The following is a 20,699-nucleotide window of genomic DNA, read 5'->3' as shown; positions in this document are numbered from 1 at the left end:
TGCGGGTTCCCGTGTGAAAGTAGGTCATCGTCAGGCTCTTACAGCCAGGAAAAGCCCAACACAGCGTGTTGGGCTTTCCTTTTTGTGTGAGCACCCAAAAAGTGCTCACACAAAAGGGTAGGCAAGCGGAGTCTCTAGGGGCTGTGCAAGCCACTTCAGCTGATCGGCTCCCTGTGAGCAGGCCTCCTGAAGAAAAATCTTCTTCGAAGTTGACGCGGTTTGAAAAAGCAGTGCATAATCGAAGGCTCCGCTGAAGCAGCTTCAGCGTCTCGCAGCGAAGGCTGCGGGGTGCGACAAGAAGGTGTGGAAAGCGAAAAAAGTTTGACGGTACTTAAAAAACCGTGATAGACTACAAGGCTTCGCTGATCGCAGCAAAGCAAGACGAAGTAGACGAAAGTTGCTTCGGGGTTCGTTAAAAATTTACAGCCGATAAGCGTGGGCGTTTGAAGGTAATTGCGTAAGTTCTTCGGAACAAGTCGCAAGACTTAAAACGCTCATGAGAATAGAAGTGAAGTTCACTTCAATTCCGTTTTTATGAGTTGCTCGAAAGAGCGAAAAAAATCAAGATCGAACTATAGAGTTTGATCCTGGCTCAGATTGAACGCTGGCGGCATGCCTTACACATGCAAGTCGAACGGCAGCGCGGGAGCAATCCTGGCGGCGAGTGGCGAACGGGTGAGTAATACATCGGAACGTGCCCAATCGTGGGGGATAACGCAGCGAAAGCTGTGCTAATACCGCATACGATCTACGGATGAAAGCAGGGGATCGCAAGACCTTGCGCGAATGGAGCGGCCGATGGCAGATTAGGTAGTTGGTGAGGTAAAGGCTCACCAAGCCTTCGATCTGTAGCTGGTCTGAGAGGACGACCAGCCACACTGGGACTGAGACACGGCCCAGACTCCTACGGGAGGCAGCAGTGGGGAATTTTGGACAATGGGCGAAAGCCTGATCCAGCCATGCCGCGTGCAGGATGAAGGCCTTCGGGTTGTAAACTGCTTTTGTACGGAACGAAACGGCCTTTTCTAATAAAGAGGGCTAATGACGGTACCGTAAGAATAAGCACCGGCTAACTACGTGCCAGCAGCCGCGGTAATACGTAGGGTGCAAGCGTTAATCGGAATTACTGGGCGTAAAGCGTGCGCAGGCGGTAATGTAAGACAGTTGTGAAATCCCCGGGCTCAACCTGGGAACTGCATCTGTGACTGCATTGCTGGAGTACGGCAGAGGGGGATGGAATTCCGCGTGTAGCAGTGAAATGCGTAGATATGCGGAGGAACACCGATGGCGAAGGCAATCCCCTGGGCCTGTACTGACGCTCATGCACGAAAGCGTGGGGAGCAAACAGGATTAGATACCCTGGTAGTCCACGCCCTAAACGATGTCAACTGGTTGTTGGGTCTTCACTGACTCAGTAACGAAGCTAACGCGTGAAGTTGACCGCCTGGGGAGTACGGCCGCAAGGTTGAAACTCAAAGGAATTGACGGGGACCCGCACAAGCGGTGGATGATGTGGTTTAATTCGATGCAACGCGAAAAACCTTACCCACCTTTGACATGTACGGAATTCGCCAGAGATGGCTTAGTGCTCGAAAGAGAACCGTAACACAGGTGCTGCATGGCTGTCGTCAGCTCGTGTCGTGAGATGTTGGGTTAAGTCCCGCAACGAGCGCAACCCTTGTCATTAGTTGCTACATTTAGTTGGGCACTCTAATGAGACTGCCGGTGACAAACCGGAGGAAGGTGGGGATGACGTCAAGTCCTCATGGCCCTTATAGGTGGGGCTACACACGTCATACAATGGCTGGTACAAAGGGTTGCCAACCCGCGAGGGGGAGCTAATCCCATAAAACCAGTCGTAGTCCGGATCGCAGTCTGCAACTCGACTGCGTGAAGTCGGAATCGCTAGTAATCGTGGATCAGAATGTCACGGTGAATACGTTCCCGGGTCTTGTACACACCGCCCGTCACACCATGGGAGCGGGTTCTGCCAGAAGTAGTTAGCTTAACCGCAAGGAGGGCGATTACCACGGCAGGGTTCGTGACTGGGGTGAAGTCGTAACAAGGTAGCCGTATCGGAAGGTGCGGCTGGATCACCTCCTTTCTGGAAACAAGCAATTTAATTTAAACGCCCACACTTATCGGTTGTTGGAAGAAGTCGAAATCTTCATTGATTCTCGATTGGGTCTGTAGCTCAGCTGGTTAGAGCACCGTCTTGATAAGGCGGGGGTCGTTGGTTCGAGCCCAACTAGACCCACCAAATCTTCTGATTTCTCGTGTGAGAGTTTTGGGGGATTAGCTCAGCTGGGAGAGCACCTGCTTTGCAAGCAGGGGGTCGTCGGTTCGATCCCGTCATCCTCCACCAATAATGCGGTACTTAAAATTCAACACCAAAGCGGCTTCCTGCGAATGCATGAGGCTTCTTTGTTGTTGATCGAGATCTCTTGATCAATCGGCTGTTCTTTAAAAATTCATAGAGTCGAATCAGCGTTGCTGATGGAAACTGCACATTCGTAAAGGTTTAGTGCAGACCGTGCCATCAGCAACATAGAATTTTTGATTGCGTCAAAAGAAACTTCAATTTCGAGTCAAATCGAATTGAATGTACGGCATAACGCGTCAGGTGAAAGACCTGACATATTCCTTGTGATGATTTTGTAGTTTCGAAAGAAACGTCAAAGTTATAGGGTCAAGTGAATAAGAGCACGTGGTGGATGCCTTGGCGATGATAGGCGACGAAGGACGTGATAGCCTGCGATAAGCTTCGGGGAGCTGGCAAATTAGCTTTGATCCGGAGATTTCCGAATGGGGAAACCCACCGAAAGGTATCGCATGATGAATACATAGTCATGCGAGGCGAACCGGGTGAACTGAAACATCTCAGTAGCTCGAGGAAAAGACATCAACCGAGATTCCGAAAGTAGTGGCGAGCGAAATCGGAGAAGCCTGTTAGTGATAGCACAAGACATAACGGAACAGCTTGGAAAGGCTGGCCATAGCGGGTGATAGCCCCGTACGTGAAATGACCTGTGTGGTACTGAGCTAACGACAAGTAGGGCGGGACACGAGAAATCCTGTCTGAATATGGGGGGACCATCCTCCAAGGCTAAATACTCATCATCGACCGATAGTGAACTAGTACCGTGAGGGAAAGGCGAAAAGAACCCCGGGAGGGGAGTGAAATAGATCCTGAAACCGCGTGCTTACAAAAAGTAGGAGCCTCGTAAGGGGTGACTGCGTACCTTTTGTATAATGGGTCAGCGACTTACATTCAGTGGCAAGGTTAACCGAATAGGGAAGCCGTAGAGAAATCGAGTCCGAATAGGGCGATCAGTCGCTGGGTGTAGACCCGAAACCAAGTGATCTATCCATGGCCAGGATGAAGGTGCCGTAACAGGTACTGGAGGTCCGAACCGACTAGTGTTGCAAAACTAGCGGATGAGCTGTGGATAGGGGTGAAAGGCTAAACAAACTTGGAAATAGCTGGTTCTCTCCGAAAACTATTTAGGTAGTGCCTCAAGTATTACCATCGGGGGTAGAGCACTGTTTTGGCTAGGGGGTCATGGCGACTTACCAAACCAAGGCAAACTCCGAATACCGATGAGTACAGCTTGGGAGACAGAGCACCGGGTGCTAACGTCCGGACTCAAGAGGGAAACAACCCAGACCGCCAGCTAAGGTCCCTAAAATTGGCTAAGTGGGAAACGAAGTGGGAAGGCTAAAACAGTCAGGATGTTGGCTTAGAAGCAGCCATCATTTAAAGAAAGCGTAATAGCTCACTGATCGAGTCGTCCTGCGCGGAAGATGTAACGGGGCTAAGCCAGTTACCGAAGCTGCGGATTTGCAATTTATTGCAAGTGGTAGGAGAGCGTTCTGTAAGCCTGTGAAGGTGCGTTGTAAAGCGTGCTGGAGGTATCAGAAGTGCGAATGCTGACATGAGTAGCGTTAAAGGGGGTGAAAAGCCCCCTCGCCGTAAGCGCAAGGTTTTCTACGCAACGTTCATCGGCGTAGAGTGAGTCGGCCCCTAAGGCGAGGCAGAGATGCGTAGCTGATGGGAAACAGGTCAATATTCCTGTACCGATATATAGTGCGATGTGGGGACGGATCTTAATAGGTCATCCAGTTATTGGATTATTCTGGTTTAGTTGGATGTAGGCGTGCATTAGGCAAATCCGGTGCGCATATACCGAGGCCAACGATCGAGCGGACTTGTCCGTGAAGTGACTGAACGAGGTTCCAGGAAAAGCCACTAAGCTTCAGCTATATACGACCGTACCGCAAACCGACACTGGTGCGCGAGATGAGTATTCTAAGGCGCTTGAGAGAACTCAGGAGAAGGAACTCGGCAAATTGACACCGTAACTTCGGAAGAAGGTGTGCCCTATTAGTGTGTAGTGAACAACGAAGCATGAATGGGTTGCAAAAAATCGGTGGCTGCGACTGTTTATTAAAAACACAGCACTCTGCAAACACGAAAGTGGACGTATAGGGTGTGACGCCTGCCCGGTGCTGGAAGATTAAATGATGGGGTGCAAGCTCTTGATTGAAGTCCCAGTAAACGGCGGCCGTAACTATAACGGTCCTAAGGTAGCGAAATTCCTTGTCGGGTAAGTTCCGACCTGCACGAATGGCGTAACGATGGCCACACTGTCTCCTCCTGAGACTCAGCGAAGTTGAAATGTTTGTGATGATGCAATCTCCCCGCGGAAAGACGGAAAGACCCCATGAACCTTTACTGTAGCTTTGTATTGGACTTTGAACAGATCTGTGTAGGATAGGTGGGAGGCTTTGAAGCAGGGTCGCTAGATCTTGTGGAGCCAACGTTGAAATACCACCCTGGTGTGTTTGAGGTTCTAACCTAGGTCCATTATCTGGATCGGGGACAGTGCATGGTAGGCAGTTTGACTGGGGCGGTCTCCTCCCAAAGCGTAACGGAGGAGTTCGAAGGTACGCTAGTTACGGTCGGACATCGTGACGATAGTGCAATGGCATAAGCGTGCTTAACTGCGAGACTGACAAGTCGAGCAGATGCGAAAGCAGGACATAGTGATCCGGTGGTTCTGTATGGAAGGGCCATCGCTCAACGGATAAAAGGTACTCTGGGGATAACAGGCTGATACCGCCCAAGAGTTCATATCGACGGCGGTGTTTGGCACCTCGATGTCGGCTCATCTCATCCTGGGGCTGTAGCCGGTCCCAAGGGTATGGCTGTTCGCCATTTAAAGAGGTACGTGAGCTGGGTTTAAAACGTCGTGAGACAGTTTGGTCCCTATCTTCCGTGGGCGCTGCAGATTTGAGGAAGCCTGCTCCTAGTACGAGAGGACCGGAGTGGACACACCTCTGGTGTATCGGTTGTCACGCCAGTGGCATTGCCGAGTAGCTAAGTGTGGAAGAGATAACCGCTGAAAGCATCTAAGCGGGAAACTCGTTTCAAGATGAGATCTGCCGGGGCCTTGAGCCCCCTAAAGAGTCGTTCAAGACCAGGACGTTGATAGGTCAGGTGTGGAAGCGCAGTAATGCGTTAAGCTAACTGATACTAATTGCTCGTGCGGCTTGACCCTATAACTTTGATCGATCAGATCAAGGTGTTATGCCAAGTTGACGCATTCAAAATACATTCAAGCAGCGCAGTCATTGCGTGCTGATTCCAAACTCTATGAATTCGTTTGATTGATCATGTGATCAACCAGACAACAAGTTATGCCTGATGACCATAGCGACGTGGTACCACTCCTTCCCATCCCGAACAGGACAGTGAAACGCGTCAGCGCCGATGATAGTGCGGGTTCCCGTGTGAAAGTAGGTCATCGTCAGGCTCTTACAGCCAGGAAAAGCCCAACACAGCGTGTTGGGCTTTTTTCTTTTGGATTTTATAAAAGCGCGTCATCTCACGGAGACGCGCTTTTTTTATTGCCAAGTGGCAAGCTTCAAATATTTCGGATGAGCGCCGAATCTGTCTTGGCCGCACCGGCGGCGACCAATTCAGCCAAGATATCTTCGGCCAATTGATCCAGCTCCGTGTCGGCGAAGAAGCGCTCGCGGATAACACCGAAATATGACGCGCTCCGAAGCCAGTCGGCCCATTCGTTCAGTGCAATGGACTGCACCTCGAGCAGCTTGAACTTCATCAGCACCTTGATGGCATGCCGTGCATGCTTCACCGGATCCCGCTGGAGCCCGTCGAGCCGCCGGCGCGCGGTAGCCAGAGAATTACCAACGTCCGCGAAGACGCGCCCGTGTCCAGGAATCACCCGAAGCGGCGCCAGCGCTTCGATGCGATCCAACGTGGCCGCAATATCCCCGAACGATGGCTCGCCTGCCAGCTCGGGAAAAGCAACACCAAAACCGTTTTCCCAAAGGGCATCGGCTGAGATCAGTGTTCGCGAGACGGGGTCGAACAGAATGATCGAATGCGGATCGTGGCCTGGTGCGCTGTGCACCTGCCAAGCCCTGTCGCCAAGCATGCATTCCGTCCCAGGCCGCAGCAGCCCGTCGAACCGAAACCGTGGACATATCTGTCCTGTCGCACGAAAGCTCAAGCCGCCTTCGTCCCACTGCGCCACAAGATCCGCCTCTCCAGGCGGAATCTCCGTTTGCACCTTCGGATAGTGCCGCTGCAGCGCCGTGTTGCCGCCGCAGTGATCGCTATGCAGATGGGTATTCAATATTCGATCGAGCGGCCGCGTCCCCAGCGCCGATTCGACAAGCGCCAAGGTTTGATCGGCATGCGTGGCATACCCGGTATCGATCAGCGCGGTCTCGTCGGCCCCGACAAACAGAACGTTGTTCGATGAAAGCCAGCCGCGCTCGAAGACGACGAGGTTCGCCGGCAGCCCGGCCGCGGCGAGCTCGCTCACTCAGACGCTCGCGCTGGTTCGCAGCTCACGGCGCAGGATCTTCCCGACATTGGTCTTCGGCAAGGTTTCCCGGAACTCGATGTGCTTCGGCCGCTTGTAGCCGGTGAGCTGGCTGTTGCAGTATTGGAGCACCGCCTCTTCGGTCAGCGTGGGATCCCTGCGCACAACGAACACCTTGATCGCTTCGCCTTGCTTTTCGTCCGGCACGCCCACGGCCGCGCATTCGACAACACCCGGGCACAGCGAGATCACGTTCTCGAGTTCGTTCGGAAAGACATTGAAGCCGCTGACCAGGATCATGTCCTTCTTGCGGTCGACGATGCGGCTGTAGCCGTCTTCCTGCATGACGGCGATGTCGCCGGTGCGCATGAAACCGTCGGCCGTAAAGGCCGCCGCGGTCTCGGCCGGCTGGTTGTAGTACCCGGTCATCACGTTCGGGCCCTTGATGCAAAGCTCGCCTGCCGTGCCGACGGGCAGGGAGTTGCCTTCATCGTCCTTGATGGCGATCTCGATACTCGGCAGCGGCAAGCCGATCGTGCCGGTGAACTTCGTGTTCGAGACTGGATTGTTCGTACCGATCGCGCAGGTCTCGCTCATGCCCCAGCCCTCGATCATCGGGCAGCCGGTCGCTTCGAACCACCGCTGCGCCGTGCCCTCCGAAGCGGCCATACCGCCTGCCTGCGACACGAACAGCGTCGAGAAGTCGATCGACTTGAACTGCGGATGCATGAGCAGCGCATTGAACAACGTGTTCACCGCCGGCAGCATGTGGAACGGACGCTTCTTGAGCACCGCAATGAATTTGTCGAAGTCGCGCGGATTGGGAATCAGCGTCATGTGCGAGCCCTGCCGGATGACCAGCAGGCACAGCGTCAGCGCGAAGATGTGATACAGCGGCAGCGCTGCGATGCTGTTGACCTTCGACAGGTCGCCCGCCCGCGACAGTGCAGGCGTGAACCACGCCTCCGCCTGCAGCGTGGCCGCAACGATGTTGCGGTGGGTCAGCACCGCGCCTTTGGACAAGCCTGTCGTGCCGCCGGTGTACTGCAGGAATGCGATCGAATCGAGCGTGCTCTGATCTGGCCCGAGAGGCCGGCCGCGCCCTTCGGCAATCGCCTTGGAAAACTCAGTGACCGTGCGGCCACCGCTCAGCGGCAGCTTGTAGGGCGGGACCATCTTGGCCAGGTGGCGAACCGCGATGGTGATCCATGCGCCATAGAGGCCGCCCAGCAAATCGCCCATCGAAGTGACGACGACGTGCTTGACGGGGGTGCGCTCGATCACCTGCTCCAGAGTGGAGGCGAAGTTCTCGAGAATGACGATGGCCGTGGCCCCGGAGTCCTTGAGCTGATGCTCGAGCTCGCGCGCCGTATAGAGCGGATTGACATTCACGCAGGTGTAGCCCGCCCGGAGCACGCCGCACATCGTGACGGCAAACTGGGGCACATTGGGCAGCATGATGGCTACTCGCGCACCCGGCTCGAGGCCGAGCGACTGAAGCCAGGCGCCCAGCGCCTTCGAGAGCGTGTCGAGCTCTCCGTACGACATCCAGCGCTCCATGCAAACGGAGAACGGCCGATCGGCGTAGCGGCCGAAAGCCTCATCGAACATGTGGGTCAGAGACCGGTACTGCTCGGGGTTGATCTCGTGCGGCACGTCGGCCGGATAGTTCTGTCGCGCGGATGTCTGCATGCAAGCTCCTTTGCGCGGATTGTGGGAGCCAGATGCGCCCGCCCACTAGCGGGCTTGTCCTAGGGCAACGGCAAGCACTGTCGCGCGCGCGATAGCTGCGCGGCTTGGCCGGCCTCGGCGGGCGTGGTGGCGCCGCCCCGAAAGGAGCGCTCTCAGGCCTTGCCGGATTCACCCGGCAGCAGCACCCCGGCCGGAATGTCGGGTTCGACTTCCAGCGCCCGGTAGAGCGGCGTGAAATCGGGGGCCGTGAGTTCGAACAGCTGCGCGAAGCTCTCGATCACGAAATAGTTGGCCTGGTACGTGTCGATCTTGTAGCTCGTGCGCATGGTGCGCAGCAAATCCAGCGGCAGCCGGTGCGGCTCGTCACTGCGCACCGCATGCTGCAGCTCGCCCACCGAACTCAGGATGCCGGCGCCGTATGCGCGCAGCCCGTCCGGCTGGCGGATGAGGCCGAACTCCACCGTGTACCAGTACAGCCTGGCCAGCTTCTCCCCGGCACCCAGTTCATGCGCCTTGATGCCGCCTTCGCCGTAGCGCTGCACGTAGTCCGCAAAGGTCGGGTCGAACAGCATCGGCACATGCCCGAACAAATCGTGGAACACGTCGGGCTCGACGATGTAGTTGAACTCCTCGGGCTGGCGGATCCAGTCAGTCACCGGAAACTTGCGGTTCGCAAGCAGAGTGAAAAACGGCAACTCGGGAATCAACCCCGGCACCGCCACGATCTCCCAGCCGGTGGCGCGATGCAGCCGCTCGTTGATTTCCTCGAAGCGCGGGATGTGGTCCTTCACGCCCAGCGAAGGCAGGGCCTTGATGAACGCATCGCAAGCCAGCCCCGGCAACTGCGCCGCCTGCCGCTCGTACAGCCGCTTGTAGGTGTCGTGGTCGGCCGGCGTGTAGCTGGCCCAATCCTGCGGGCAGGTGTAGTCGGCATGCACCGCACCGCCGCGCGAGTAGTCGCCGCGCGGCGGGCGATCCGAAGCGCCATAAACAGCAGGTTTGACGGCAGCAGTGGCGGCGGCGGGGGTGTCCATGGGAAATTGCTCTCGGTTATTTGAGCCAGTGGTTCATCACACGCTGGAAGTCGCCGCCGGCTTGCTGCAGGTGCAGCCATTGGTCGACGTAGGCCTTGAAGGCCACGTCATCGCGCGGCAGCATCCAGGCCATTTCGCCGTATTGCAGCGGCTTTTCGGGGTTGATGGCACAGAGCCCGGGCTTGAGCTTCTGCTGCGTAATCGCTTCCGCGGACTCGGTCACGAACACATCGGCGCGGTTCGCAAGGATCTCGTCGAAGATCGTCACGTTCTCGCCGTGCAGCGTGAGCTTGGCCTGCTTGAAGTTGGCGCGTGCGAAGCGCTCGTTGCTGCCGCCCGGATTGAAGATGACCCGGGTGGAGGGCTTGTCGATGTCGGCCACGCTCTGGTACTTGGCAACGTCGGCACAGCGCGCGATGGGCGCCTTGCCGTTCACCATGTAGGGTGCGCTGAAGAAGGCGCGCTTCTGCCGGTCGGTGGTCACCGAAACGCCGCCAACCGCAATGTCGCACTTCCCGGCCGTGAGGTCGGGCAGCAGGTTGGCCCACGTGGTCTTCACCCACTCTGGCTTGGCGCCCAGGCTGGCGCTGAAGCCCGCCATCAGGTCGACGTCGATGCCTTCGAACGAGCCGTCGGCCTTGTGAAAGCTGAACGGCCTGTAGTCGCCCGGCGTGCAGATGCGCAGCACGGCGGCCTTCTGCACCGTGTCCAGGTGCGATGCGGCCACGGGGGCGGCCGGCGCGATCGCGCAACCGGAAAGAACGGCGGCGGCCGCGGTGAGGGTCAGGCCGATCGAAAACGTGCTGCGCATGGAGGCTCCTGGGCGATGAAAGAAGCGCTTATTTTGGGGCTGCCAACACGCCGCGGCGCATCTGGTCGAGCTCGATGCTTTCGAACAGCGCCTTGAAGTTGCCGTTGCCGAAGCCGTCGTCGCCCTTGCGCTGGATGAACTCGAAGAAGATCGGGCCGAGCTGGTTCTCGCTGAAGATCTGCAGCAGCAGCGCGTCTTTCTTGCCGTCGATCAGGATCTTGCGCTTCTGCAGCTCGGCCACGCTTTCGCCGTGTCCGGGAATGCGCTTGTCGACCAACTCGTAGTACGTGTCGATGGTGTCGAGCAAGGTCACGCCCTTGGCGCGCAGCGCGTCGACGGTTTCGTACAGGTTGTCCGAGCCCATCGCGATGTGCTGGATGCCTTCGCCGCGGTACATGTCCAGGTACTCCTGGATCTGGCCAGCCTGCTCCTTGCCCTCTTCGTTGATCGGGATGCGGATCTTGCCGCAGGGGCTGGTCATGGCCTTGCTCTTCACGCCCGTCACCTGGCCTTCAATGTCGAAGTACTTGATCTCGCGGAAGTTGAAGAGCTTCTCGTAGAAGCCGGCCCACACATTCATCCGGCCCCGGTACACGTTGTGCGTGAGGTGGTCGATGTAGGTGAGGCCGTTGCCCTTCGGCGCCAGCGCATCCTGCGATACCACGCCCGGCAGCGGCTCGAAGTCGACGTCGTAGAAGCCGATGTTGCCGATGTCGCCCGGCTTTGCACCGTTCTTGCCGGGCCAGCGGTCCACCAGGTAGATCAGGCTGTCGCCGATGCCCTTGATGGCGGGGATGTTCAGTTCGCCGGGGCCGGCCTTGTCGGCAAAGCCCCAGGCGCCGAGCGAAATCGCACGCTCATAAGCCTGCTTGGCGTCCTGCACGCGAAAAGCGATGGCGCAGACGCTCGGGCCGTGCTCACGTGCGAAGCGCTGCGCGAACGAGTCGGGCTCGGCGTTCACGATGAAGTTGATCGTGCCCTGGCGGTACAGCAACACGTTCTTGTGGCGGTGCCTGGCCACCGCCGTGAAGCCCATGCGCTCGAACACCTGGCCCATGGCCACCGGGTCCGGCGCCGCGTATTCGATGAATTCGAAGCCGTCGGTTCCCATCGGGTTCTCCCAGGGCGTGAAGGCGGGGGCGTCGGTATGGCTCATAGGGGTCTCCAGAGGTGGGGTTCGAATGGATAAAGAAGCAGGGAAATTGCGAAAAAGCGCACCGAAGCGGCCTTTGCAGCAATGTAGGGCGGATGCCGCTCACGTTTTCAGCGTTGTTGGGCGCCCTAATTAGCAAAGACGCAGAAAAACTGCAAAAATAGCAATATGGAAGCACTCGACAAGATTGATCGGCTCATATTGCGCACGCTGCAAGCCGACGGACGTGCTACCTACGACCAGATTGCCGAGCAAGTCAGCCTGTCTCCGAGTGCCGTGCTCAGGCGCGTCAAGCGGCTGGAGGAAAGCGGCGTCATCGACCGCTACGTGGCTCTCGTTCGCCCCGAAGTCATCGGCCTGGGCCTCACCGCGTATCTCAACGTGCGCCTCGAAAAGCACACCGAGAGCCACAAGCGCAACCCCATGGACCTGTTCCGCGCCAGCGTCCAGACCTGGCCCGAGGTGGTCGAATGCGCGGCGCTCACTGGCGAAATGGACTACCTCTTGCGCGTGGTGGTCGCCGACATGGGCCACTACAGCCGGTTCATCATGGACACCCTGCTCAAGCATCCGAGTGTTGAAGACTGCAAGACCAGCTTTGTGCTGGACCGTGTCAAGGCCACAACGGCTGTACCGGTTTAGCAACGAATTCGTTGCTCGAATCACACGCGCTTTGGTACTGGTTCACAAATGACAACCGGAAGTACCCATTCGGACTTGTTGATTAAGGGGAAACCCTTATATTTGAGCCATGCTCACCGCCAAGACCCTTATCCAAGCGTCTCTCGGCCTCGGCTCTTTCCTGAAGGCGCCGATGGTTGAGGCGCAACCGCGCGCGACCTCCGCGCCCCAGCCCGTCATGGTGCCGATCCGCTCGATCGGCCCGCGCGAACGTGACCGCATCGCGCGCCACCTGCTGGCGCTGACCCCCCATGACCGCTACCTGCGCTTCGGCTACGCCGCGTCGGACGAGCAGGTGCAGCGCTACGTCGACGGCCTCGACTTCGACCGCGACGAACTCTTCGGCATCTACAACCGCCGCCTCGACCTGATCGCCATGGCGCACCTGGCGTTCGCGCCCGACGACCAGCACAGCGACTGCGCCGAGTTCGGCGTGTCCGTGGCGGCGCATGCGCGTGGCCGCGGCTACGGCGCCCGCCTGTTCGAGCGTGCCGTGGTGGTCGCCCGCAATGAAGGCGTGGGCATGCTCTTCATCCATGCGCTGAGCGAAAACGCTGCCATGCTGAAGATCGCCCGCAACGCCGGCGCCACCGTGGTGCGCAGCGGTTCCGAATCCGAGGCGCACCTGCAGCTGCCGAGCGCCACCTTCGACAGCCGCATGAGCGAAATCGCTCTCGAGCACTACGCGGCGGTCGACTATCACCTCAAGACCCGCGCCAAGCAGTTCTGGGCCTTTCTCGCAAGCCTGCAGGAAGTGCGCAGCGGCATTCGCGACGCCCGCAGCAAGTCGGCGCAGTAAGAAGCAAGCCAGGTCTGGCCGTGGCATGCGCCGCCCGGCACGGCTCCAGCGCAGTGCCGGCGTCGGCCGCACTTGTTTCGTCCTGTAGCCGAATTGCTGGGAGGTAGAGCGACAGGGGTAGAGCCTGTCACACGCAATCCGGTATCCTTGTATCTCTTCAACTACGCCTCCCGCAGTGGCCGAACCTCACCCTGAACGCGCACCCGTCGAACGGGAAGACAAGCGCGGCTTTCTCCAGAAACTGGCCGAATTCATCCACCCCGGTCCCGACTCGCGCGACGAGCTGATCGAAACCTTGGCAGACGCCGAGGACAACGAGGTGATCGGCGCTGAGTCGCGCGTGATGCTCGAAGGCGTGCTGCGCATGGCCGACATGACGGCCGGCGACGTGATGGTGGCCGCCCCGCGCATGGACCTAGTGAACATCGACGCGCCGTACGACGCGCTGCTGCACCTGGTCATCGACACCGCGCACTCGCGCTTCCCGGTGTACGAGGGCGAAAAAGAAAACATCATCGGTATCCTGCTCGCGAAAGACCTGCTCAAGCTGCAGCGCGCGCCGGGCCTCAACATCCGTGCGCTGCTGCGCCCGGCCACCTTCGTTCCCGAGAGCAAGGGCCTGAACGACCTGCTGCGCGAGTTCCGCGGCAACCGCAACCACCTGGCCATCGTGATCGACGAGTTCGGCCGCGTGGCCGGGCTGATCACCATCGAGGACGTGCTCGAGCAGATCGTCGGCGAAATCGAAGACGAGTTCGACATTGCCGAAGACGAGGGCGACATCTTCGGCCTGGCCGACCACACCTACCGCGTCTCGGGCGACACGCCCATCGAACGCGTGGCCGAAGCATTCGGCATCGTCTTCGACGAAGAACAGCTGAGCGAAGACTTCGACACCATCGGCGGACTCATCGCACATGAAATGGGCCACGTACCCAAACGCGGCGAGCACCACGCCATCGGCGGCTTCGACTTCGTGGTGCTGCACACCAAGGGCGGCGCCGTGCGCTGGTTCAAGGTGTCTCCGGCCCGCGGCAGCGACGCGGCCGACTGATGCCGTTGCCCGCAGCGGCCACGCTCCGCACCTCGCGCCTCTTTTCCGTCGTGGGCCTGATGCGCCTCCTCGGCTTTGCTTTCGCGGGTCTCGCGCAGGCCGCCGCCATTGCCTGGCCCACGAACGGGCAGCCGCTGTGGTGGCTGCAGCTGATCTCGCTGGCGGTGCTCGTCGGACTGCTGGACCGCCTGCGCGCCGAGGGCGCCGGATGGCGCCGCGCCGGCCTGCACGGCTGGCTTTTCTCCACGGCCTGGCTCACCGGCAGCTTCTGGTGGCTCTTCATCTCGATGCACACCTACGGCGGGCTTCCGGCACCGCTCGCGGCCATCGCGGTGCTCTCGCTCGCAGCCGCTCTCGGGCTCTACTACGCGGTGGCCTGCGCCTGGTTCGTCGTCCGCGGGCCGCGCGGGCCTGTGACCGGTGCCTTGGTGTTCGCCGCCCTGTGGACCTTGGCCGAGCTCGTGCGCGGCAGCTGGTTCACGGGTTTTCCGTGGGGCGCCGGCGGCTACGCGCACGTCGAGGGACCGCTGGCAGCGTGGGCTCCGTGGATTGGCGTCTACGGCATCGGTGCGGTCGCCGCGATCGCAGCCGCGCTGGTCGCGCTCACACGGCCCGCGCGCACTTTGGTCTTGGTGCAGTCGCTGATCGTGATCGCCGCCGTATTCGCGGCGCCGCACCTGATCCATCCGCTGCCCGCCGACGCCCAAGGCGCCAAGGGTTCGAGCGGCAACCTGCAGCTGGCGCTGCTCCAGGGCAACATCCCACAAGACGAAAAATTCATCCCCGGAGGCGGCATCGACCTGGCGCTGCGCTGGTACGGCGAGCAGCTGCGCGATGCCAAGGCTTCGCTCGTGGTCACGCCCGAAACCGCCTTGCCGTTGCTGCCGCAGCAACTGCCCGCCGGTTACCTCGAAGCCATCCAGGCGCGCTACAGCCAGGGCATGCAAGCCGCCATCGTCGGGCTTCCGATGGGCGGCCAAGGCACCTACAGCAATGCGGTGCTCGGCTTCCAGCCCGGCGTCGCGCAGCCCTACAGCTACAGCAAGCACCACCTCGTTCCCTTCGGCGAATTCATTCCGCCGGGCTTTCGCTGGTTCATCCGGATGATGAACATTCCGCTCGGCGATTTCGCCCGCGGCGGCCTGGCGCAGGCGCCTTTCGCTTGGCAGGGCCAGCGTATTGCGCCGAACATCTGCTACGAAGACTTGTTCGGCGACGAGATCGGCGCCAACTTCAAGGACGAGGCCACGGCGCCGACCATCCTGCTCAACGTGAGCAACATCGCGTGGTTCGGCGACTCGGTCGCCATCGACCAGCACCTGGCCATCTCGCGCATGCGCTCGCTCGAGTTCGCGCGGCCGATGGTGCGGGCCACCAATACCGGCGCCACTGTGGTGATCGACGCCGAAGGCCGCGTCACGCACCAGCTGCCGCGCCTTACGCGCGGCGTGCTCGAGGCGCCGGTCGAAGGCCGCAAGGGGCTCACGCCCTATGCGCGCTGGGTGGCGCCGTTCGGGCTCTGGCCGTTGTGGATTTCGGCGCTGGCTGTCGTCGCCGTTGCCTTCGCGCTGCGCCGCCGCAACGGCTGACGCAGGGCGATCGTCGTCAGGCTGTTGCCGGCACTGCCTTCACAGGCCAATCGCGCAGCTTGCCCGGGTTCAGCAGCCCCAGCGGATCGAAGCGCTTCTTCACCTCGATGACTTCGGGCGGCAGCGGTCCACCGGCCTTGCCGTCTTCCACGATGTTCACGTGCGGGTTGTTGATGTGCACGTTGTGGGCGCGGTGAATGTCGATGATTTCCGAGAGCCTTTCTTCGGTGCTGAAGCGCACCAGCTGAAGCCCGCTGCAGGTCATGAGCCCCGCCACGTTGCGGATGAACTCGATGTGCATCATCACCTCGCCGCCGAGCAGTTTTTCCATCTCGATGATCTGCTCGACGTGCCGACCGGGCACGAAGCCGCTCTGCAGGTAGGTCAGTGTGGGGTCGATCTTCAGCGCATGCAGCGTGGTGTGGTTCCAGGTGAACTCCATCAGCGTGCGGTTGCTCTTCTGCACTTCGGCCGCCGTCTTGCGGTAGCTCACGGTGCCGCCGTGCGCCTCGGCCAGCATCAGCATCGCCGGTTCGCAATACTCGGCCACCAGCGACAGCACCGTGTGGCAGCCCTTGGGCAGGTGCGCCGCGAGCTGCGCCAGATGATCGGAAATGGGCGCGGCAAAAAAAGCGATCTCCCGCTTCACGATGCCGGGCGCATTCGCGAGCTTGTCGGCGAAGTGCAGTGCGTCTTCAAACTGGTCGAAGGTCACCAGCGTTTCGAGCCAGGGATGCGACGGCGCGAGCGCCACTTCGATTTCGAGCACCAGCCCGTTGGTGCCCCACAGGTGGTGCATGCGCATCGCCTCGGCGCCGCACAGTTCGACCATCTGAGGCTCGGCTTCGATGGTCATCGCGCGAATGCCGAGCACGTTGCCAGGCGCACCGAGCGGTCCGTAGTTGATGGAGCCCACGCCGCCGAAGCCGCCGCCGAACAGGCCGCCCAGCGTGGCGCTGCGGTAGGTGGAAGGCACGCAGCGCATCTCCTGGCCTGAAGGCTTGGTCTGCTTCTCGAGCTCGCCCAGGCGAATGCCGGCTTGCGCGCGCGCCACGCCGGGCTTCACCCAAAGAAAGGCGTTGTAGCCCGTCATGTCGAGCACCACGCCGCCTGCGAGCGGCGTGGTCTGGCCGTAGTTGCCGGTGCCGCTGCCGCGGAGGGTGATCGGCACGCCGCGGCGTGCGCAGGCGCCGACCACTGCACGTATTTCGTCTTCGGTGCGCGGACGCACGACCACGTCGGCGCGCTTGTCTTTCAATTGACGGTTCAGCACCGGGCTGAACCACGAGAAGTCTTGCGACAGCCGCGTCACGCGGCTTTCGTCGGTGATCCAGTCGAGCTCGGGCAGTTCGAGCAGGAGTTGCTCTATGGCGGAAATGGAAGCGTTCATGGTCAAGGTCTTCAATCCTGGGAAAGTTCGCTCGCGTGCCACGAGCCCAGCGCCAGCTTGGTGAGCCAGGCCATCAGCACGAAGAGCGCGACGCCGGTCAGCGAAATGAGCAGCAGGGCCGCGAACATGCGCGGGATGTTCAGCTGAAAGCCGGCCTGCAGAATCTGGTAGGCCAGCCCCGCGCCCGAGCCACCTGTGCCGGCCACGAACTCGGCCACCACCGCACCGATGAGCGCCAGGCCGCTCGAAATGCGCAGCCCGCCGAAAAAGTAAGGCAGCGCGCTCGGAATGCGCAGCCGCACCAGCTGCTGCCAGCGTGTCGCACGGTTGAGCTTGAAGTAGCTCTGCAGGTCGGGGTCGATGCTGCGCAACCCGAGCGTCGTGTTGCTGATGATCGGGAACAGCGCCACCAGCGCGGCGCACACCGTCATCGCCGCCACCGGGTTCTTCACCCAGATGATGATGAGCGGCGCCACCGCCACGATGGGCGTCACCTGCAGCAGCACTGCATACGGAAAGAGCGCGGTCTCGATGCGCTTGCTCTGCACGAAGAGAAACGAGATCAGCACGCCCGCCACCGTGGCCAGCGCGAACGACAGCAACGTGATCTTGAGCGTGACCAGCAGTGCATTGCCGAGCGGCGCCCAGTTGGTAACGAGCGTCTGCACCATCAGGATGGGCGAGGGCACCAGGTACGGCGGCAGCTCCATCGCCACCACCATCCATTGCCACAGCGCGACCAGCACCACGCCGATGAGCACGGGGTAGAGCACGCGCTGCACACGCGGTTGGCTCAGAAGGGGTGGGCTCTTCTTCATTGCGTATGCTCCTCGTCGCCCTGGCTCGCGCGCAGCAGGCTGTCCTGCAGGCGCTTGGCATGGCGCGCGAATTCCGGCGTCACCATGAAGTCGGGCGTGCGCGGATAGGGCTCGTCGATGTGGAACTGCTCCACCACCCGGCCCGGCCGTGCGGCCATCATCACGACACGGGTCGAGAGAAACACCGCCTCGTGGATCGAGTGCGTCACGAAGATCACCGTGAGCTTCTTCTTGCGCCACAGGTCGAGCAGGTCGGCATCGAGCTTGTGGCGCGTGATCTCGTCGAGCGCGCCGAAGGGCTCGTCCATCAGCAGCAGGTCAGGCTGCGTCACGAGGCCGCGTGCAATCGACACGCGCATCTGCATGCCGCCCGAGAGCGCACGCGGCAGCGCATCGGCAAACTTCTCCAGGCCCACCAGCGCAAGCGACTCCATCACGCGCGCGTCGGCCTCCTTGCGCGGAACGCCGGCCAGGTCGAGCGGCAGCCGCACGTTGGTGCGCACGCTGGCCCACGGCATCAGCGTGGCCGACTGGAACACGAACGACAGCTTGTGCGGGCAGCTGTGGACCTCAGCCACCGGCTTGCGCCAGACGAGCAGCCGCCCGTCGCTCGGCTCGAGCATGCCCGCGATCATTTTCAGCAGCGTGCTCTTGCCGCAGCCCGAAGGCCCCAGCAGCGTGACGAATTCGCCTTCGGCAATCGACAGGTCCACCGGCAGCAGCGCTTGCGTGCCGTTGGGATAGGTCTTCTCGGCCGAGAGCACCTCGACGGCGGGAACGGCGGGCGCGAGTTCCGGCGGCGGTGCCAGGGAGTGGGGTTCGATTCGGTTCATGGGTTCGGGCCTTTCGAGAACGGCCCCAACGCGGGGCCGCCTGGTTTCAGGGCAGGCAGGGCGTCAAGGAATGACTTTCGCGTCCTTCACGAACTCGGTGGTGTAGGTCTTCGCGAGCTCCACCTTGGCCGGGTCGAGCAGCTTGGCGCTCACGAGAAAGTCGTAGCTCGCCTTGGAACGTGCGTCGGTGATCACACCGATGCCGAGCTTGGCCGCGTCGCCGCCGGTGATCATGCCCATCTCCTTGAGCTTGGCGACGCTGTAGGCCAGCTGGTCGTCGGTCATGTTAGGGTTGTCCTTCTTGATCAGCGCGTTGGCGGGCGCCGGGTCGGCGAGGTAGCTCTTCCAGCCCTCGGCCGAGGCTTTCACGAAAGCCGCCACCTGCTTGCTGCGGTCCTTCACGGTCTTTTCCATGCACGACACCGTGGTGGCGTACGCCGGAAAGCCGTGGTCGCTGAACATCAGCACGGTGCTCTTCACGCCGGCCTTCTGAATGGCGTAGGGCTCCGAGGTCAGGTAGCCCTGCTGCGCGGTGTTCTTGTCGGCCACAAACGGCTGGATGTTGAACGTGTAGGGGCGCGTCTGTTCGTCGGTCAGGCCGAACTTCGCCTTCAGCCAGGGCCAATAGCCGCGGTTGGCTTGCGCGCCGATCAGAAGCGTCTTGCCCTTCAGGTCCTCGAACTTCTTGACGTCGTCGTGCGCGATCAGAACCTGCGGGTCTTTCTGGAAGAAGGCCGCGACATTGACCACCGGCACGCCGCCTTCGCGCACCTGCATCATCTGGATGTCGCTCGAGCCCATGATGCAGTCGGCCTGGCCCGCGGCCATCATCTGCGTGATGTTGACCTGCGGTCCGCCCATCTTGATGGTCACGTCGAGCCCGTGTTTCTTGTAGATGCCTTGAGCCACCGCCTGGTAGAAGCCGCCGTGCTCGGCTTGTGCGTACCAGTTGGTCATGTAGGTGAACTTGTCCTGCGCCGGCGCGGCGGCGGAGAACAGTGCGAGCGCGGCGGCGCCGGCCATGGAAAGAGCGAAGGAACGCATGGTGGGAACCTCTCGAGGCTGGTGGAAGAACAGTTGAAGAAGAAAGAAAAGCCGGTGAACCGATGCAAGTAGCGCGCCTCAGGCGGGCTCGAACGATTGCTGGATGAAGCCCTGCTGGTGGCCGCGCTCCCACGTCGGCTCTTCGCGCACGACCCAGCGCAGCGCGTGCAGCTCGGTCAGTGCCTGCACCCAGCTGTCGGAGAGCGTGTCCAGGATCTCTTCGCCCTGTTCGCGGGTGGCACTGGTCGGGTCGCCGATCACGCCGCTCGGGCCGAAGTCGCGCGCGGTCCATGCGCAGGCCGGCCGGCCGTCGGCCGACAGCAGCTTGATCGGGAACGGCGGCGGAAAGTTGGCAGCCGCGCGCTCCATGTGCACCGTGTCGGGCGCGAGCGCCAGCATCAGCGCGGTCTCGGAATGGCCGGCATGCATAGAGAGGCGCTTTTCCTGCTCGCTGATCTGCTTGCTCGATGCGTTCGGCAGGCGCGAGACGCCGTGCGGCACCACCACGAAGTCGCCATGGCGCAGGCGCAGTTCACGCGCCGCCATCTCCAGCACCTGCGGCTGGCCGCCGTGGCCGTTGGCGAAAAGCAGCTTGCGAAAGCCGGCCCGGTAGACCGATTCGCCGATTTCCGTCACGGTCGAAAGCAGTGTGGTGCCGGTGAGCGTCATGGTGCCCGGAAAGTGCAGGTGCTCTTCCGACTTGCCATAGGTGATGGTCGGCAGCGCGAAGGCGCGCACTTCGGGCGGCAGTTTTTCGAGCGCCTTCCCCATCACGCCCGAGGCGATCACGCTGTCGACCGAGCACGGCAGGTGCGGGCCGTGCTGCTCGATGGCGCCGCAGGGCAGCACGATGACCGTGTTCTCGCGGTCGGGCAGTGCGGCGATTTCTGTCCAGCTCAGGTAGGGCAAAAAGCGATGGGGTGGTATGTAGCCGTGGAGCATGG

The 20,699-nt window shown here is 60.7% G+C and carries 14 protein-coding genes, 2 tRNA genes and 3 rRNA genes; 9 read left to right on the top strand and 10 right to left on the bottom strand.

Translation table 11 applies throughout. The features are described from left to right. Positions 1-569 precede the first annotated feature (569 nt). The 5 genes from V9L20_RS26465 (at position 570) to rrf (ending at position 5,816) form a co-directional block, all read left to right on the top strand. Positions 570-2,104 (top strand): 16S ribosomal RNA (locus tag V9L20_RS26465). 79 nt (positions 2,105-2,183) lie between these two features. Next, positions 2,184-2,260 (top strand) — tRNA-Ile (locus tag V9L20_RS26460). A 29-nt stretch (positions 2,261-2,289) separates the two neighbouring features. Then, positions 2,290-2,365, top strand: a tRNA-Ala gene (locus V9L20_RS26455). A 322-nt stretch (positions 2,366-2,687) separates the two neighbouring features. Then, positions 2,688-5,561: ribosomal RNA gene (locus V9L20_RS26450) — 23S ribosomal RNA — on the top strand. A gap of 142 nt (positions 5,562-5,703) precedes the next feature. Further along, a 5S ribosomal RNA gene (rrf, locus tag V9L20_RS26445) occupies positions 5,704-5,816 on the top strand. Together the 16S, 23S and 5S rRNA genes with 2 tRNA genes alongside form the textbook arrangement of a ribosomal RNA operon. Positions 5,817-5,927: 111 nt before the next feature. Here the strand turns inward: rrf and V9L20_RS26440 are convergent. The 5 genes from V9L20_RS26440 to hppD form a co-directional block, all read right to left on the bottom strand. Beyond that, positions 5,928-6,857, bottom strand: coding sequence for an MBL fold metallo-hydrolase (locus V9L20_RS26440; protein ID WP_337298816.1), 930 nt, complete (start codon positions 6,855-6,857; stop codon positions 5,928-5,930). After that, positions 6,858-8,549 (bottom strand): AMP-binding protein, encoded by a 1,692-nt coding sequence (locus V9L20_RS26435; protein WP_258502540.1) that lies wholly within the window; start codon positions 8,547-8,549, stop codon positions 6,858-6,860. A gap of 152 nt (positions 8,550-8,701) precedes the next feature. Next, positions 8,702-9,583: a phenylalanine 4-monooxygenase gene (phhA, locus tag V9L20_RS26430; protein WP_337298815.1), complete on the bottom strand. Its 882-nt coding sequence runs from the start codon at positions 9,581-9,583 to the stop codon at positions 8,702-8,704. Between the two features lie 16 nt (positions 9,584-9,599). Continuing rightward, positions 9,600-10,394 carry a transporter substrate-binding domain-containing protein gene (locus tag V9L20_RS26425; protein WP_337298814.1) on the bottom strand — a complete coding sequence of 265 codons (795 nt, stop codon included), beginning with the start codon at positions 10,392-10,394 and terminating at the stop codon, positions 9,600-9,602. A gap of 28 nt (positions 10,395-10,422) precedes the next feature. Further along, positions 10,423-11,550 carry a 4-hydroxyphenylpyruvate dioxygenase gene (gene hppD, locus V9L20_RS26420; RefSeq protein WP_337298813.1) on the bottom strand — a complete coding sequence of 376 codons (1,128 nt, stop codon included), beginning with the start codon at positions 11,548-11,550 and terminating at the stop codon, positions 10,423-10,425. A 165-nt stretch (positions 11,551-11,715) separates the two neighbouring features. Here hppD and V9L20_RS26415 point away from each other — a divergent pair, with 165 nt between their 5' ends. From V9L20_RS26415 to lnt, 4 genes are all read left to right on the top strand, one after another. Next, positions 11,716-12,189 (top strand): Lrp/AsnC family transcriptional regulator, encoded by a 474-nt coding sequence (locus V9L20_RS26415; RefSeq protein WP_157616096.1) that lies wholly within the window; start codon positions 11,716-11,718, stop codon positions 12,187-12,189. A 109-nt stretch (positions 12,190-12,298) separates the two neighbouring features. After that, positions 12,299-13,027 (top strand): GNAT family N-acetyltransferase, encoded by a 729-nt coding sequence (locus tag V9L20_RS26410; protein WP_157616095.1) that lies wholly within the window; start codon positions 12,299-12,301, stop codon positions 13,025-13,027. A gap of 175 nt (positions 13,028-13,202) precedes the next feature. After that, a complete protein-coding gene (locus V9L20_RS26405) occupies positions 13,203-14,081 on the top strand; it encodes an HlyC/CorC family transporter (protein ID WP_126748280.1) in 879 nt (292 codons plus the stop codon). Next, entirely contained in the window at positions 14,081-15,670 is a 1,590-nt protein-coding gene (gene lnt, locus V9L20_RS26400) for an apolipoprotein N-acyltransferase (protein WP_337298812.1), read from the top strand. The genes V9L20_RS26405 and lnt overlap by 1 nt, the downstream gene beginning before the upstream one ends. 16 nt (positions 15,671-15,686) lie before the next feature. Here the strand turns inward: lnt and V9L20_RS26395 are convergent, their stop codons facing one another. From V9L20_RS26395 to V9L20_RS26375, 5 genes are all read right to left on the bottom strand, one after another. Further along, positions 15,687-17,060 (bottom strand): FAD-binding oxidoreductase, encoded by a 1,374-nt coding sequence (locus V9L20_RS26395; RefSeq protein WP_337298811.1) that lies wholly within the window; start codon positions 17,058-17,060, stop codon positions 15,687-15,689. An 11-nt stretch (positions 17,061-17,071) separates the two neighbouring features. Further along, a complete protein-coding gene (locus tag V9L20_RS26390) occupies positions 17,072-17,878 on the bottom strand; it encodes an ABC transporter permease (protein ID WP_337298810.1) in 807 nt (268 codons plus the stop codon). After that, complete coding sequence (locus V9L20_RS26385; RefSeq protein WP_337298809.1) at positions 17,875-18,711, bottom strand: ABC transporter ATP-binding protein; 837 nt, start codon at positions 18,709-18,711, stop codon at positions 17,875-17,877. The genes V9L20_RS26390 and V9L20_RS26385 overlap by 4 nt, the downstream gene beginning before the upstream one ends. A gap of 63 nt (positions 18,712-18,774) precedes the next feature. After that, entirely contained in the window at positions 18,775-19,755 is a 981-nt protein-coding gene (locus V9L20_RS26380; RefSeq protein WP_337298808.1) for an ABC transporter substrate-binding protein, read from the bottom strand. Positions 19,756-19,833: 78 nt separating this feature from the next. Next, entirely contained in the window at positions 19,834-20,697 is an 864-nt protein-coding gene (locus V9L20_RS26375; protein WP_337298807.1) for a creatininase family protein, read from the bottom strand. Between the last annotated feature and the right edge of the window lie 2 nt (positions 20,698-20,699).

This window comes from Variovorax sp. CCNWLW225 (assembly GCF_037204045.1).
GTDB lineage: Bacteria > Pseudomonadota > Gammaproteobacteria > Burkholderiales > Burkholderiaceae_C > Variovorax.
This window is presented reverse-complemented; position numbering and strand designations above follow the sequence as displayed.